This is a genomic window from Yersinia sp. IP36721, from assembly GCF_003634395.1.
In the GTDB taxonomy this organism is placed as follows: domain Bacteria; phylum Pseudomonadota; class Gammaproteobacteria; order Enterobacterales; family Enterobacteriaceae; genus Yersinia; species Yersinia entomophaga.
This window is the reverse complement of sequence record NZ_QCZL01000043.1, coordinates 1-15899: the sequence shown is the minus strand read 5'-3', so window position 1 is coordinate 15899 and position 15899 is coordinate 1. Positions and strand designations below refer to the sequence as shown.

Here is a 15899-nt window from a genome sequence, read left to right as displayed (position 1 = left end):
TTTGGCTGACATAAACACTCCTTCATTGAGCCTCCATTATGAGGCAAAAAAGTGTCTACGAAACCCGGGTCTATTCAAGGAGTTTCCCAGCACACCGAGCGAAGCATTCCTGACCTCTGGCCGCCGTGTATTCCCTGCCATTAGCGTGATGAAGGCTGAGAGTAAGTGTAAGCCACCATTACTGGTGTACGACATGGAGCCAGTTACCGGCAAACGAACCAAAGTTCAGGCGTTGCGTGCTGGTAATGCAGAGGAACTTCAACGCACGTTACTTAATCACTTGTTGGTATGGGAACTGCCGGATCCGGATGAGGATTATGCTATCGGTGGTGATGTGGCTGAGGGTTTGGAAAATGGCGACCGATCATCATTTGATGTGGTGAAAAAGTCTACCGGGGAACAGGTCGCCCACTGGTTCGGCTATCTGGATGCTGAATTGTTCGCTCAACTTCTAGCCCATGTTGGCAAATGGTACAACACGGCATTTATCGGTCCAGAACGAAACAACCACGGCCACGCTGTATTGCAGAAACTGCGGGAAGTTTACCCACACCGTTCTATCTACTCAGAGCAATACCTCGACCGTGATCATGATGATGAAACACCAAAGCTTGGCTGGCTAACGACAGCACAAAGCAAACCGGTGATCGTCGAGGGCTTTAAAACACTGCTACGTGAAAAAGTCTCGGGTATTCGCTGGATCGGCACTATCAACGAATTGAACACCTACGTTTATGACACGCGGGGCCGTATGAATGCGCAAACCGGTTGCTTCGATGACCAGGTAATGAGCTATGCCATTGCTCAGGAAATGCGTGCCCGTATGCCAGCCCGCCCGAAAGTTACCCTTATTGACCGCTCTAAACCTAAACACTGGATGGCTATCTGATGACTATTTCCACCCAAAGCGCTGAAGCCACAGGCTCTCAGCCAGAAAACCATGACCGTTTTACTCTGCAACGTCTATTAGAAATCTCGTCAGATATCGATCACCAACCGGACTGGCGCACTAATGCCAATACTGCTTGCGCCTATTACGATGGTGATCAGTTAGCGCCGGAGGTGGTAGCCAAGCTGCGGGAGCGCGGGCAGCCGCTGACTATGCACAATCTGATAGCGCCAACCATTGATGGCGTGTTGGGCATGGAAGCCAAGACGCGCACCGATTTAATGGTGATAGCTGACGATCCCAACGAAGAAATGGAACAGTTGGCCGAAGCGGTTAACGCCGAGTTTTCCGATGCTTGTCGGTTAAGCGGTCTGAACAAAGCCCGTAGCGATGCCTATGCCGAACAAATCAAAGCGGGTTTGTCATGGGTGGAAGTGCGCCGCAATAGCGATCCCTTTGGCAATAAATTCAAAGTCTCGACCGTTCACCGCAACGAAGTGTTCTTTGACTGGTTCAGCCGCGAGGCGGATCTCAGTGATTGTCGTTGGTTGATGCGCAAGCGTTGGTTGGATGTGGATGAAGTCAAAAGTAATTTTCCGGGCAAAGCAGAGGTGATAGACCATTCTCTCAATGATTGGAAAGGCTTTGTCGATACGGATCTGGCAGCCGGTCAGGAATCTGAACTGATCGGCGCTTATGACGAATATCAATCATGGAGCCGGGAAAGTACCGAATGGATCAGCAGTAACCGCAAACGGGTGATGTTGCAGGTGATCTACTACCGCACTTATCAGCGCTTGCCGGTAATGCAGCTTAGTAACGGGAGGGTGGTGCTGTTTGATAAGAATAACGTCATGCACGCGGTCGCCGTCGCTAGCGGTCGGGTACAAATCACCATGGCAAGGGTAAACCGTATTCGGGAAGCCTGGTTTGTCGGGCCGCATTTTATTACCGATCGCCCCTGTACCGCACCGCAAGGCATGTTTCCGCTGATCCCGTTTTGGGGATATCGCAAGGATAAGACCGGCGCACCTTATGGATTGGCCTGTCGTGCTATTCCAGCACAAGATGAAGTGAATTTCCGCCGCATCAAACTAACCTGGCTATTGCAAGCCAAGCGAGTTATCAAAGATGCTGACGCCACCAATATGACAGATAAACAGTTGGCGGAAGAAATTGAACGCCCGGATGGGGTGATTAATCTCAACCCTAATCGCGCCAATAAAACCACAGCCGCCGATGCGTTAAATATCCAGCAAGACTTCCAAGTTGCACAGCAGCAGTTTCAGGTGATGCAAGAATCCATGAAGTTGATTCAAGATGGTCTGGTTGTTTACTCTGCGTTCCTTGGACAAGACTCGAATGCATCCAGTGGGGTGGCAATCAGCAACTTGGTAGAGCAGGGCGCGACCACGTTGGCAGAGATTAACGATAACTATCAGTTTGCTTGCCAGCAGGTCGGACAATTATTACTGAGTTACTTATTAGAAGATTTGAGCCAGCGCCGTAATTATCCGGTAGTGATTAACCGGGAAGATCCGCAGCGGCGCAAACAGGTCGAGCTGAATGTGACAGGTGAATCGGGTGGGATGAATAACGACGTGTCGCGATTGCGCGCTCATATAGCTTTGGCTCCAATTCAGCAGACGCCAGCGTATAAATCCCAACTGGCACAGCGATTGTCTGAGGTAATAGTGGGCCTGCCGCCGCAGATTCAGGTCAGCGTGCTGGATATGTGGGTGGAATTATTAGATCTGCCAAATAAGCAGCAGTTTATCGAACGTATTCGTGGTGCGCTGGGTACGCCGAAAGCCCCGGAAGATATGACACCAGAAGAACAGCAGGTCGCGCAGCAAGAGCAACAGTTACAGCAGCAACAGCAAGAACTGGCAATGCGTGAGCTGGTGGCCAAGGTAGACCGATTGGAAGCTGAAGCCAAACGTATTAACGCTCAAGCTGAGAGGGAATCCACATTGGCAAATGGCCAGCGCTTCAATGATGCTTTTACCCAGGCGAAAACCGGGCAGGTATTGCAGGAGATGGAGAATGTCACTCAAGAAATAGGCGCATTGCACCATGAGATGATGCAAACTATTCAAGGTCAAATAGACCAATTACCACTATAGCTATTGCGTGGCCGGTTAATACGCGCTAAATTCCCGAAAGATGCATTACTTAGCATCAAATTAAGCCTCGCCTAATCGCGGGGCTTTTTGCTTTCTGGCATTCAAGTATTGGCCTGCCGAGTTACCTGCCCACCTTGTGTGGGCTTTTTTATATCTATCCCGCCGTTGATGCTGCTGAGCGCTCTTACCCAAGAGTGCTTATTCGCATGGGCAGCGATACGCCTTTCTCATTCGGATCTATCCGGTAAATAGTCATGCAGGAGTCATAACGTGGACATTGAATTAACAGGTAACGAAACGCCAGAACAGTTGGAAGCAATGATCGATGGCTTTGGCGATGTGGATATTTCTGATGTAACACAGACGGCGGCAGTGACTACTACTCCCGCTGTTGTTACTGACGATACCAATGCAACAGCAGTAAATACGGGCGATAAGAAAGACGAGCTGACGCCGGGCGCGACTGCCGCAGCACAGGCCACGGAAGCTATAGCGACAACACAAGCGACAACAACTGAAGGCACTGAGAAGCCAAAAGGTATTCTCAGTAAAGACGGTCAGCACGTTATTCCATACGATGTGCTGGTGGCAGAGCGGGCAGAAAAACAGCGTTTGGCCGGTACCAATCAGCAGGCGGCAACTGAGTTAGTTGAGGCTAAACGCCGACTGGAAGTACTGACTCGGCAGATCAACTCTGCGGGGATGCAGCCGGTGCCATTACCGGAGAAAGCGCAGATTACCCCGCAGCAAATTGATTCTATCCGCGAAAACTTTCCTGAAGTAGCGGCAGTGCTGGACACCGTGGCACAGAAAATTGATTACCTGCAAGGGGAACCTGCGTCTGCCGTAATAGAGCGCGATGCCAATCCGGTTGCAGATGCCATGAATGCGGTGCCTGATCTGAAGTCATGGCAGGATCAAGATCCTGACCGCTTCACACTGGCGGTACACATTGATAGCACGCTGCAAAATGATCCTGCATGGAAAGACAAACCTTTAACTGAGCGCTTTGCAGAAGTGGCGAAACGCACCAAGGCCGCCTACGGTGAATCGGTCGAGCTGGTTCAACAAGAGCAGGTTACTGCTCCCACTGCGGCCACGCAGACCACCGCGGATGTGCAACGGATTGCTGCCGAGAAACTGGCGGCTGCAACTGTGGCGACTCAAGTACCGGCTTCACCATCAGATCTCGGGGTAACAACGTCTCATACAGGTTCACCATTAGAACAAGCCGCTAATGCATCGCCGGATCAGCTACAAGCCATGTTTGCTGGCATGACCGATGCACAAATCGAGGCGTTGTTAGAGCAAGCGCTCTGATAAACCCACACACTTAATTCTCGACCCGCTACGGCGGGTTTTCTCGTTTATGGAGTTCCTATGACTACAATCACCTCTGCCCAGGCGAATAAGCTGATGCAGGTCGCGCTGTTTACGGCTGCCAACCGTAACCGCTCTTTTGTTAACGTTTTAACCGAACAGCAGGAAGCGCCAAAGGTTGTCAGCCCGGATAAAAAAGGCACCACGCAAACCAGCTACACCGCGCCAGTAGTACGTATCACCGATCTGCAAAAACAGAAGGGTGACGAAGTGGATATGCAGATCGTCCACAAGTTGTCTAAGCGCCCGACGATGGGCGATGAAAATCTGGCAGGTCGCGGCGAGAATCTGGCCTTTGCCAATTTCGCCCTGAAGATTAATCAGGGACGGCATCTGGTGGATGCTGGCGGTAAAATGTCCGAGCAGCGCTTTAAGCATAACCTCAACAAAACCGCCCGCACCTTGCTGGGTACTTACTTCAATGATCTGCAAGACCAGAGCGCCACCGTGCATCTGGCGGGGGCGCGTGGGGATTTCATCGCCGATGACACCATTCTGCCGCTGTCCAACCATGGTGAGTTCGGCAAAATCATGATCAATGATGTAACGCCGCCGACTTATGATCGCCATTTCTTTGCCGGTGATGCCACTTCACTGGAAACGCTGGACGCAGCGGATCTGTTCTCCCTCGGCACCGTGGACAATATGGCGCTGTTTCTGGATGAAATGGCTCATCCGCTGCAACCGGTGCGGATGTCCAAAGATGAGTTAGCCAACGAAGACCCGTATTTTGTTTTGTATGTCACCCCGCGCCAATGGAATGACTGGTACACCTCGACCACAGGCAAAGATTGGCAATCCATGATGACCCGCGCCATGCAACGATCCAAAGGTTTCGACCATCCGTTGTTCAAAGGCGAATGCGCTATGTGGCGTAACGTTTTGGTACGGAAATATGGCGGTATGCCGATCCGCTTTAATCAGGGTTCCAACGTGTTGGTATCCAATAACGATGCGGCGGCCACTACCCGAATTGTTACCGCAAGCACCACCATCGATCGCGCCATGTTGTTGGGCGGCCAGGCACTGGCGAACGCCTACGGTACCGGCGATGGCGGCGGTTTCTTTGGTTATAACGAGGAAAAAGTCGATCACGGTAACAGCACCGAGGTTTCCGTGCGCTGGATTAACGGTTTGAAGAAGATCCGCTTCCAGCAGAAAGACGGTCGCATCAACGATCACGGCGTCATGGTCGTGGATTCCGCCGTCACGCTGAGTAAGTAATTCACTCATTCCCCCCAACAGGCAGGCTTCGGCCTGCTTTCTTTTTGTCTGGAGAAAATCTAATGAGCAGCATTAAAGCGCCGTCTATGGGCGACACGGTATATCAGGGGCCGCAGGGTAATCTCTCGCTGGCGGAAGGCCAGATCATCTTAAATAAAGCCGATGACGGTACGGTGATTGAGTTGTTGGAGTTGCCTCTTGGCATTTGTATTTATGGCTTGTCAGTGGTCAGCGAAGCGCTGGGAGCAGGCGTTACCCTTGCTGTGAAAAGCGGCGCTACTGAACTGCTGGCGGCCAACGCCCACGATATCGCCGTAGCTAATTACACGCCGATTGTTCCTTACAGCACGGTTGCCGCAGGGGAAAAAATCACCGCCATTATTGCCGGTGGTAAAGCCAGCGGGCGGCTGGTGGTCAACATCCACTATGTAGCCAAGGGCTACTGATTTTCCTGAATCCCCATTCCCGCTTCGGCGGGTTTTTTATTTTTGGAGCAAACTATGCCAACTAAAATCGCCGTGGTTTATATCGGCCCGAAAGAAAAAAAACGTGACACCATTACCGGTAGCCGCCTGGTATTTCCCCGCTTGAAGTCAGTAGAGGTTGAAAACGCTATCGCGCATCAGTTACTGGATTTCCCAACGGTATTCGTTCGCCATGATGAGCTAGAGAAGCTGCTGGAGGCCAAACAGCAGAGCGTATTGGATCGCGCTTACCAGTTAGCACTTGAAGAGGACGGCCTTCGCCAACAGACGGCGCTGAATAGCTTTGTGGTCAAGGTTGGTAGCGATGAGGTGGATTTAGCCAAGATGACCTCGGTTCAACTGGCGACGCTGGTGGAATCGGAAGATCTAGGCATCAAACAGGGCGCGCAGGAAAAAGTGGATGACTTCCGTCTGCGCGTGCGCGAGTCCATCAATGCCAAGGTTGAGGCTGAATAATTATGGCTACCCTTGACGCTTTTCTGCCCCTCATCCGTAAACATATCAATGGGCCGCTGGATATCATGATGAAGCAGGCAGCTCTAGAGGCGGCTATTACCTTCTGCCGTGAATCTCTGTTTTGCCGAGAGTCAGTGACCTTTAGCAATGTGCAACCCAATGATCTCTATGTGCTGAACGACAGTGAGCGGGTGAAATGCGTCAAGCGGTTACGTGTAATAGATTTAAGTGACCAGGCCGCTACAATTGGTTCACCGCTGACAGCAGGTATTGATTTCACCGTCAAATCAGCTAACCAGCTAGCGTTCCATCGTACCTTCACCAACGTACAGGTGGATTTTGCCGTCGAGCCGCAACGTAGTGTCAGCGAGATCCCCGATGTGCTGGTCGATGATTATGCCGATGTAATCGCTAATGGTGCGCTGGCGGATTTATTTCTGATGCCCGGCAAGCCGTGGACCGATCCGCAGCGTTCGCAATATTTCGGTACTCGTTTTGTCGATGGCTACCGGCGGGCGTTTCGCGAGGCGCTGGATAACTCCCCAATCACTGCCTTTAGCAATCCCACTCGCAAACATGAGTTCTACTGATGATCACCATTGCCGAGATTATTGGGCGGGTTAATACCCAGCTCAAGGACACCGCCTGGCTACGCTGGCCACTGGCGGAGCTGTGCGATTACTACAACGACGCAATACGGGCGGTGATTCTGGCGCGGCCTGATGCGGGTGCCACAACGGAGATATTGACCAGCGTTATCGGTACTCGCCAGCAACTGCCTGATGGTGCCATTCGGTTGATTGAAATGGTCAGATTGCAGGACGGGCGTGCATTGCGCCCGGTACCGCGCGATGTGCTGGATAGCCAATATCCAGACTGGCACCAAATGATCGGGCCGGTGGAGCGTTACACCTATAACGAATTGACGCCGAAAACTTACTACCTGTTTCCCGGTGCGGAGCAGGTGCTGTTAATTGAGGCGGTTGTCGCTCGCATCCCGCCGACCGTCATGATTTCCACGCTGAAAGATCGCACGCCCGTTCCCATCGATGAGCTTTACGTTAACCCTCTGGTGGATTGGATCTTATTTCGTGCCTTTAGCAAAGACGGTGACGCGGGCGCTAATCTCAATCTGGCGATGCAGCATTACCAGGCATTTGGCGAACAACTGGGTGTGAAACAAAATGCGGAAAACTTTGCCCAGCAGCTTAAGCAATCACAATATCAGGGAGGTGGTCTGTGAGTATTCTTGTTTCCGGCGTTTTAATGGATCCGGCTGGTCGCCCGATCTCCGAGGCACAAATCACCCTGACGGCCATCGCTAATAGCCTGAGCGTACTCAATGGATTTTCTGCCACGGTGGAAACCGATAGCGCAGGGCACTATGGCATCACGCTGGCCGTCGGCAGTTATTCCATTGGTATTGCCGCCGAAGGGCGCAACCATATCTATGGTGCGATAACTCTGGATGACACCACCGGCCCCAGTACTCTTAACCAATTGCTCAAGCAGCAGATTATGGAGTCAGAAGTTACACCGGACGTGATTTTGTATTTCCGTCAGATTCAGCAGCAGGTGGCGAATGATCTGTCCACAGTAAAGGTATTGGAAGGAAGGGCAACGGACGCCGCCGGTAGTGCATCTGCGTCACGGGATGCTGCCCAGCAGTACGCCACGGGCTTGGCCGAGGCGGTTGCCAGTGCTAAAGCTTATCGGGATCAAGCTGAAAGGGATGCCGTAACTGCAACGCTGGGTGCCGCCAGCGCCACGCTAAGTAAAGATGCTGCCACCGTCAGCCAACAGGCCAGTGCACAATCTGAAAACAATGCGCGCCAGTATCGTGATGAGGCAAAGCAAGCAGCCACAACCGCCGCAGAAGATGCCTCTACCCGAGCTGCTCAGCAGGCAGTGGATAAAGTTGCAGGGCAAGTTAAGGCTGATGCAGATCGCGCTGTTCAGGGAGCTTCGACGGCGCAGGAAGTAAAAAGGTCTGTAGATCTAACTGCGCAAAGAGTTACCCAACAACACGGCGAAGCGGTGCAGGCTGCCAGCAATGCCAAAGCCAGTGAAACCCACGCGGCTAACAGCGCCGGTACCGCCACTAATGCAGCAGGAACGGCGGTAGCCGCAAAAGACGAGGCAGCAGGCAGCGCCCAAAACGCGGCCAACAGTGCCGGTGGCAGTCAGGTCAGTGCCACGCAGGCGGCCGGTTCAGCCGGTGCGGCAGCGGGTTCGGCGGTGACGGCCAAACAAGAAGCGGATCGGGCTACTGCGGCATCAGAGGGAAAACTGGATAAAACCGGCGGGACGCTTACCGGAAACACGACAATAGCGACGAGCTACTATCCGAAAATGGCGATTCGGAATACTAACATTGCGGGAAATAGCGATGTGGCGTCCCTAGTGATGACGCAAGCGAGTGACGGGTCAGGGTTTATAGGGTATTCAGATACCTATAGCACGAATACGAGTTTGTTACGCATACCGAAAGAGAATGGTACTTTATTAACCGCTGCCACAGGAATACCAACAAGTGGGGGGAGCTTGACTGGAACGTTAAGCAGCAATGTTGTTTCATTGAGCGGCAACGTTCATTTCACTGGAGAGACAGGTCATAGCTTTGTATCCTGGCGCAGTAGCCATACGAATCTTCTCATTGATTGCCCAAGTCCCTATCAAGCCTATACAGCAATCAGATGGACAGAACAAAACGTCAGGCATCTTGGGGCTTTACACTGTCACGCCGGGGGGAATACACCAAACCTAACAAGAATTTCATTCTCTGTTTATAACACAGATGACTGCCACAGGTTTTTCGCGGATAGGTACGAAGTCGGCGTACCCGGTAAAACGGGGTCATTCTATAATGATGGAAACGTCAACGGTACTATCTGGGGTGGCAACCTATCAGAGTATTTTCGTACCGATGCTTTTCGTCGCTCCAGAACTATTATAGGTCACGTGGACACTCCGTTTTCGGGCGGTAGCACGTGCGGGGTGTTTAAATTTAACGAGACTCTCGCGGGATTTTCCGGCGCGCCTTACTATGGCAACCTCGTCAACTTCCAATCAAACATGGCATCCGGGGGGGACACGTGGTTTCAGTTAGTGAATGGTAATTTCATGTCTGGTGATTTGTGGATTCGATCAGGCAATGCAGCCGGCTCACAGTCGCGTTGGTTTAAATTCTATTCAACTGGAAACACCACTGTCGATGCCAATGGTTTTATCAAGCAAGCCTCACCAATCATTCGCCTGTTCGATAACGCCCGGTTCGATGATGTGGCTTATTACAGTATGCCAGAGGGGTTTACACAGGCCGGATCCGGTGCGGTAAACGGCGAAGCGAAAGGCGTAGTGGCGACACGTATTAGCGAAGGGGTTTATCAGGTTACCGGCGCACAAGGTTTCGCTCTTGAAGGCTGGCAGATTGAATTACCGACCGACGATAACCGCCAGCCACTCATCTGGGCAGAACGGGAAGTGGATGAATCTGGTGTTATCACCATCCGCACTTATCACCGCGAACACCCCAACTCACCGCCATTTGCCCAGAATAAACGGGACGGTTACGGCGATGGCCAACCGGTGGATATTCCGCATGGGCGTTGGGTGGATTTAAGGTTGGAGATGGCGGCAATTGAAACTGAAGAATCAGAATAAAATTGCAATATGTGGCAGGGATGCCAAATGAATATTCCTACTCATTATCACCGTCGATGATTGATGATACTGGCAAGCGTTTGAACGCGAAAAAGTCAAAGACCATTGATACGAAGTAATTAACGCGCTAAATTACCCAAAGATGCCAAGCCTCACTTTTTAGTGGGGCTTTTTTTATGCCTGTCGGGAATCACTCATTATGCCTGCTATTGATATCACGACCATGCGTGGTGAAATGCCGCGTGCGGTCGCACATCTGTTACCTGAACAAGCCGCCACGGTTGCCCGTAATTGCCACTTCCGCCACGGCGTAATTACCCCAATGATGGCTGATGGTGACGGCGGAAAAACCTTTGCCTTCAAACCAGAGACAATATTCCGTTACCGGGATAATTTCTGGTTTGCCTGGCGCGGACAGTTGGATGCGATACATAGCCCAATCGCTCAGGATAAATATGATCGGGTGTATTTTACCGATGGCGAATACCCCAAGGTAACCAGTTCCGCCATTGCGACCCAAGGCAGAGGTAATTATCCTGCGGCCAGTTTTCGGCTCGGTATTCCTGCGCCAAGCAATCCCATTGAAGTCACGTCGATTAACCCGCCGGCAGATCATGGCGAAGACGACCCGACCGACGACGATACGCGTTTTTATGTGGAAACCTACGTCACTGATTATGGCGAAGAAGGGCCGCCGGGGCCGGTATCGCAGGAAGTTTCGATAGTTTATCCCGGCAGTAGCGTCGATCTCACTTTGCAGCCACCGGGCAGCCAGCATTCCAACATTACTCGTCGCCGCATTTACCGCTCTGCGTCCGGTGGGGGCGTGGCGGATTACCTGCTGTTGGTTGAACTGGCGGTTGGCGTACTGACTTATCAGGACTTGTCGCTGGATAAAGAACTGGGGCCGGTGCTGGAAACTGAAAATTACCTGATGCCGCCGGATGGAATGATCGGGCTATGTCTAATGGCTAACGGTATTGCCGCGGGGTTCGCCGGTAATCAGGTGATGTTCTCCGAGGCATTTCTGCCCTATGCCTGGCCGGAAAGTTACAAGCAAACTACCGAGCACGACATTGTTGCCATCGCGCCGATCGGTGCGGGGCTGGTGGTGGGCACTAAAGGGCTGCCTTATCTATTTAGCGGCATTTCGCCATCCAATATCACCAACATCAAATTGCCATTGGTTCAAGCCTGCGTAAGTCGCCGCAGTATGGTGGCGATGGATGGTTTCGCTCTCTATGCCTCGCCTAATGGACTGGTGTCGGTGGATGGTTCAGGCAATGCGCTGGTGGCTACCGAACAGATTATTGAGCCACGTCAGTGGCGTAAGCACTTTAACCCGGAAAGCATCAAAGCCTGGCAAGTAGAGGGCGAGTATCTGGCGATTTACCAGACCGCCAAGGGTAACCGCGCCGGATTTATTTTTGATCCGCAGTCGATGGATATTCGTCATCTCACCTCGGTTTTTGATACTGCGTTTAACGATCTGGAATCTGACACGCTCTATACCGTAAAAGGCGACAAACTGTTTATCTCTCAGTCCAGTGCCTCACCGTTACCGCTGGTATGGCGTAGTAAGCTTTATCTAGCTCCTGCGGGCACCTCATTTTCCTGCCTGCGAATTATGAGTGATAGCGTGCAGCGGGTAGGCGTCAATTTGATGGTCGATGGCGCTCCGGTGCTGTCTTTGCCACCGGGATCCCTAACTGACGGATTGCTTAAATTACCGCCAATTGTGGGGCGTAAATGGTTGGTGGAAGTTTGGGGCTATGCACAAGTGGAGCGGATCACCCTCAGTACCTCTATGTTGGAAATGCCAGCATGACCAGCAAAACCTTTCGCGCCGGGCGAGACTCTGCCGCCGTATCCGAAAACATTGAAATTCTCACTGGCCAACGTGGGAATGGGAAAGATCGGGCAGTGACATGGGGGGAGTTGGCTGGGCTGGATTTGGCGAAATTACGCGTGGGTGCGGGCGGTAAGTTTCAGCTTAAGCCCCAGGGTGATGGCGGCACTGGCCCCGCTCCGGCTTTTCCCACGCAGCCGAAAAACTTCAAAGCCAGCGGGGGGTTTAGCGCGGTATTACTGGAATGGGATATGCCCAAGTATCGCGGTCACTCTCAAACAGAAATATACCGTAGCACAGAGGACAATCTTGCCAATGCTGTAATGCGACTCAACAACAAGTGAAAACCCTGAATGCCCGGATTGAGATGGTAAGCCGGGACCGGATTCTTACCTCGGAGCAGAAGAGAGATAGAATCGACAAAATGATGGCGACCAGGAACAAACTGGTACAGCAGGCGGTGGAAAGGGTGAATCCTTATTTTAATAAGTAAATTGAAAGGGAGTTTGAAAGAACTCCCTGATTTATTAACTATTGGGTAAAGTGGTTTTGTTATGGATGGTTTGGCTTGCTAATTTGATTGCAACCTTGCATAGGGGTAATTAGGTCAGATTGTGGGTAAGCTACGGATCGAGTTCAGGGAGATTCTGAACCCTGAAGATGAATATGATATTGAGAGCATTAGTTGTATTTTACTTACCGAAGGGGAAAGGAACTTGCTGATCTACTCAAGCACTATTGGGATCAAGTGAAGCTGGAGGCCGGTCCGCTAGTGATGGGGGAAAGTTCATCTGTACTTGTATAAAGGAAGTCATATACAAGCCAATAATGGTGAAGTATAAGTAGAATAGCTAACAACTGCCTCAATTCGGCGGACACCCAACGGCGCTGTGTTCCGTTGGGTGTCTGTTGCGCTTCTGCTATTTACTCATAACTGCCCGTACCCTTTTTGCGGTTAGCAGATCTTCTACCTGGGAAATAGCTTACGAGTGAACGTATCTACTACACTTTCTGTTCTGATAAAATCTCGAATTTTTTCACGAGTAGTTATACCTGACTCAGATATTATTTTTTCGAGATGACTGGCAACTTCCTCAATTTCAAATGCGAAATTATCATTATCATTCAAAACAGTAATGATAGCATCCTTAACTTTTTTCTGGTTTCTTGGTGACGCATCTAATATATCAGGCGTTATCCAGTGTTTTTTTACGAGAGCATACAAGGCATAGAACCTGAAAATAACCCGCGACCTATCAATTTTTGCCGTGCGTACAAGGTAATCAAACTTATATAATGCAAGCGCAGCTACGTGGTAAAGTTCAACATTGTGACCTTCCGAGAAAATTCTGCCTGAGAACTCTTTACGGATACCTCTATGGTCACGTGCGGCGCGATGCGGTTGGTAAAAGAACATAGCAGCAGCAACCTTCATTAAGTCTGAAGGACGAAGAATTCGTGTACGTTCAATCAAAATGTCTCGATATTGATTATCTCGTCTTTCAATGAATATGCGGTCATCGCCGCTTTGGGAGGCGCAATATTCCTCTAAATCTTTCATAAACGGTCGCATCGCCCAAAACTGATCTTCTCTAACTTCGTTTTGGCGGTTTGTGCCAATAATGACGCTAGAAATAAAGTCAGTATCACTACAGCCAATTAAGCGCAATGGAACCGAAATATCTTCGGCTTTATTTCTGATATGTGCCAAAATATTCGTGGTTTGGCATCCATTTACAATTTGATAGTCTTCGAGGGTAAAGATGTCGCCTTTACGATCTATACTTTTTGAAACGACTGTAATTCCGTTATTTTTAAAAACAAAAGAAGAATTACCCCCCGATTCTAATTCCGAAATGATTGACTTATTTATTTCGGAGTCTGGATTGAAGTCTCTAACATTGTCGTAAAATAGAGATCTATTTATATGACTAACTCCCTCTTGGTCTGGCTCTCCAAGTGTAATTGCTAATATCTCTGACGCAGGAACATACCCGATGTAAGCCTCATCAACTTTTTCGTGGCTTGGCATAGTTACCGCTTTTGGGAAGGTTAGTTTTGCTGATGATGAATTTGTAGCTGAGCGAAACCCATTTTGAATAACTTTGGCACCTATACACTCGACATGAATGTTGTCAAATATATTTAATTGGCTTAAGCGAGTTTTGTTCGTTTCAATTAATTGTTGTATGACGTCAGAAACATGACCGGACCCTGTAGTGCAGTAGTAGCACCTCAGCGAAGGACTCGTTTTAGTCGCTTTTCCATAGATCTCGTCTTTTACTTCGATAAGGCTCTCTAATTGCGCACCTTTGACTAGGCTTTGAGTCGTAAAAAAGTCATATACCGCATCGAGAAATTTTGAGATGTCGCCATAGTCTAGGTTGTCCGATGTTTTCGACTGAAAGAAATGAAAGTCCGAAGTGTGGTTCTTGCCTGAAGATAGGATTTCTGCAGCCTCGTCAATATCAGTACAAAGTGTTCCCTGAATGGAAATAACAACTCCATCAATACCAAACTCTGATCCTTTTAGATGAGCCCTGAAGGGGTCTATGTTCTCTCCAAGGATACCATTTTCCAATGAAAATATTGACATTACCTCGAAAAGGTCAGATTCGCTCAACGTTTCATTGGGGTTCATTTCTTTAAACGTCTTGAGCTGCGCTTTAACAATTGGATTCATTGCCATTTATTTACCTTAATTTTTATTTTTGTTCAAAAATCTGTTGTCCTCAAACCTTTGTACAGTATGCAAACTAACCCGTTCTAGTTCCACGTATTTTTTGAGTTTTCCGGTTTTTTGAGTCTTCCCAAAATCGGCGCAGAGCGATTCAACCAGAAGCGGACGTTGCTAGTATCGCGATGAGACAATCACCGAGTATAAAAACAGTAAAAATTTACTCTGTGTCGTCAGCTATGATCTGTATCTGATGCCAAAAAAACTTCAGCTTTAAAAAATTATTGAAGTGACTATAAAGGGTGGGAAATGTATAAATTGTTGGGTGACGTGGGTTGTTTTTATGAAGATTGATTTTATCTATTTTCGTGAAGATATAGACTTTGTGTTGTTTTCCATTTCTGTTGGACAACATAAAGCTACTTCCCGCACAATCCTAAACTGTGGGAAGTGATTAGAACAACCAATTATATCAAGGTGAATTAGAGGAATTATTCATTAGTATGGCAAGCCATCTAAGATTAATTTTAAGTGTTTTTTTTTTAGAATTTTGCATATTTCTTCGCTCTTTAAATTGATCGAATTTTTTTAAAAAAATGGATATCCTATTTCGCGAAGATCAACTTCTTTATTATCATCAATAGATTCACACATAAATTTCAATATGGCATTATCGACACTAAGAGATTTATCTTTAAATATCTCTTCAAATTTGTATTCATACCTAGAAATACCTACCGATGCTATTTCAGAAATATTTATTTCTTTGGTTATTAGCGTTGGTGATTCGTCAGTAAAATCCATTTTTATTTCAAAGAGGTGATTTGATTTTGACTTGTGGCAGGATACTCCAACAATAAATTGAGAATCAAAAAAACTTTTATTGTAGCGTTCCTTCTCTTTTATGAATTCTTCTATTTCTTTATAGATTGAGTGTTCTATGACGCTAATTTGAACGTCTTTAGTTAGATATTCAAATATCTCAGTTGATGATTGGTTAAACATATTGTTAGACCAATGTGCATCCATCACATTTTTATTGTCATCACATATCATTTCTAGTTTGTACTGACTGTAAGTATCCCAGCTTTAGTTCCACACACTTTTTGAGATTTCCGGTTTCTCAGCCATCAGCCGATATTCTTCCGGC

12 protein-coding genes and 1 pseudogene are annotated in these 15899 nt (G+C 49.0%); 11 read left to right on the top strand and 2 right to left on the bottom strand.

All coding sequences use genetic code 11. The features are described 5' to 3' along the window. Nucleotides 1-70: 70 nt before the first annotated feature. The 11 genes and pseudogenes from DBA33_RS19635 to DBA33_RS19585 all read left to right on the top strand — a co-directional run. Nucleotides 71-889: pseudogene (locus tag DBA33_RS19635) on the top strand (terminase); the annotation flags it as partial. Then, nucleotides 889-3015: a portal protein gene (locus DBA33_RS19630; protein ID WP_120807053.1), complete on the top strand. Its 2127-nt coding sequence runs from the start codon at nt 889-891 to the stop codon at nt 3013-3015. The pseudogene DBA33_RS19635 and the gene DBA33_RS19630, both read left to right, overlap by 1 nt. A 270-nt stretch (nt 3016-3285) precedes the next feature. Next, nucleotides 3286-4335, top strand: coding sequence for a hypothetical protein (locus DBA33_RS19625; RefSeq protein WP_120807052.1), 1050 nt, complete (start codon nt 3286-3288; stop codon nt 4333-4335). A gap of 60 nt (nt 4336-4395) precedes the next feature. Beyond that, nucleotides 4396-5619 (top strand): N4-gp56 family major capsid protein, encoded by a 1224-nt coding sequence (locus DBA33_RS19620; RefSeq protein WP_120807051.1) that lies wholly within the window; start codon nt 4396-4398, stop codon nt 5617-5619. A gap of 62 nt (nt 5620-5681) precedes the next feature. Beyond that, nucleotides 5682-6065 (top strand): hypothetical protein, encoded by a 384-nt coding sequence (locus DBA33_RS19615; RefSeq protein WP_096823445.1) that lies wholly within the window; start codon nt 5682-5684, stop codon nt 6063-6065. A 54-nt stretch (nt 6066-6119) separates the two neighbouring features. Next, nucleotides 6120-6560: a hypothetical protein gene (locus DBA33_RS19610; protein WP_038245291.1), complete on the top strand. Its 441-nt coding sequence runs from the start codon at nt 6120-6122 to the stop codon at nt 6558-6560. A 2-nt stretch (nt 6561-6562) separates the two neighbouring features. Beyond that, nucleotides 6563-7150, top strand: coding sequence for a hypothetical protein (locus DBA33_RS19605; RefSeq protein ID WP_120807050.1), 588 nt, complete (start codon nt 6563-6565; stop codon nt 7148-7150). Further along, complete coding sequence (locus DBA33_RS19600) at nt 7150-7803, top strand: DUF6682 family protein (RefSeq protein WP_096823443.1); 654 nt, start codon at nt 7150-7152, stop codon at nt 7801-7803. Before DBA33_RS19605 ends, DBA33_RS19600 begins: the two co-directional genes overlap by 1 nt. Then, nucleotides 7800-10223, top strand: a complete 2424-nt coding sequence (locus DBA33_RS19595; RefSeq protein ID WP_120807049.1) for a prophage tail fiber N-terminal domain-containing protein — start codon at nt 7800-7802, stop codon at nt 10221-10223. The genes DBA33_RS19600 and DBA33_RS19595 overlap by 4 nt, the downstream gene beginning before the upstream one ends. Before the next feature lie 199 nt (nt 10224-10422). Next, nucleotides 10423-12051: a hypothetical protein gene (locus DBA33_RS19590; protein ID WP_120807048.1), complete on the top strand. Its 1629-nt coding sequence runs from the start codon at nt 10423-10425 to the stop codon at nt 12049-12051. Further along, complete coding sequence (locus DBA33_RS19585; protein WP_205582790.1) at nt 12048-12416, top strand: hypothetical protein; 369 nt, start codon at nt 12048-12050, stop codon at nt 12414-12416. The genes DBA33_RS19590 and DBA33_RS19585 overlap by 4 nt, the downstream gene beginning before the upstream one ends. A gap of 623 nt (nt 12417-13039) precedes the next feature. Here the strand turns inward: DBA33_RS19585 and DBA33_RS19575 are convergent. Together DBA33_RS19575 and DBA33_RS19565 are read right to left on the bottom strand one after the other, a co-directional pair. Next, nucleotides 13040-14761, bottom strand: a complete 1722-nt coding sequence (locus DBA33_RS19575; RefSeq protein ID WP_120807046.1) for an AIPR family protein — start codon at nt 14759-14761, stop codon at nt 13040-13042. A 576-nt stretch (nt 14762-15337) separates the two neighbouring features. After that, nucleotides 15338-15781, bottom strand: coding sequence for a hypothetical protein (locus DBA33_RS19565; RefSeq protein ID WP_162975249.1), 444 nt, complete (start codon nt 15779-15781; stop codon nt 15338-15340). Nucleotides 15782-15899 lie beyond the last annotated feature (118 nt).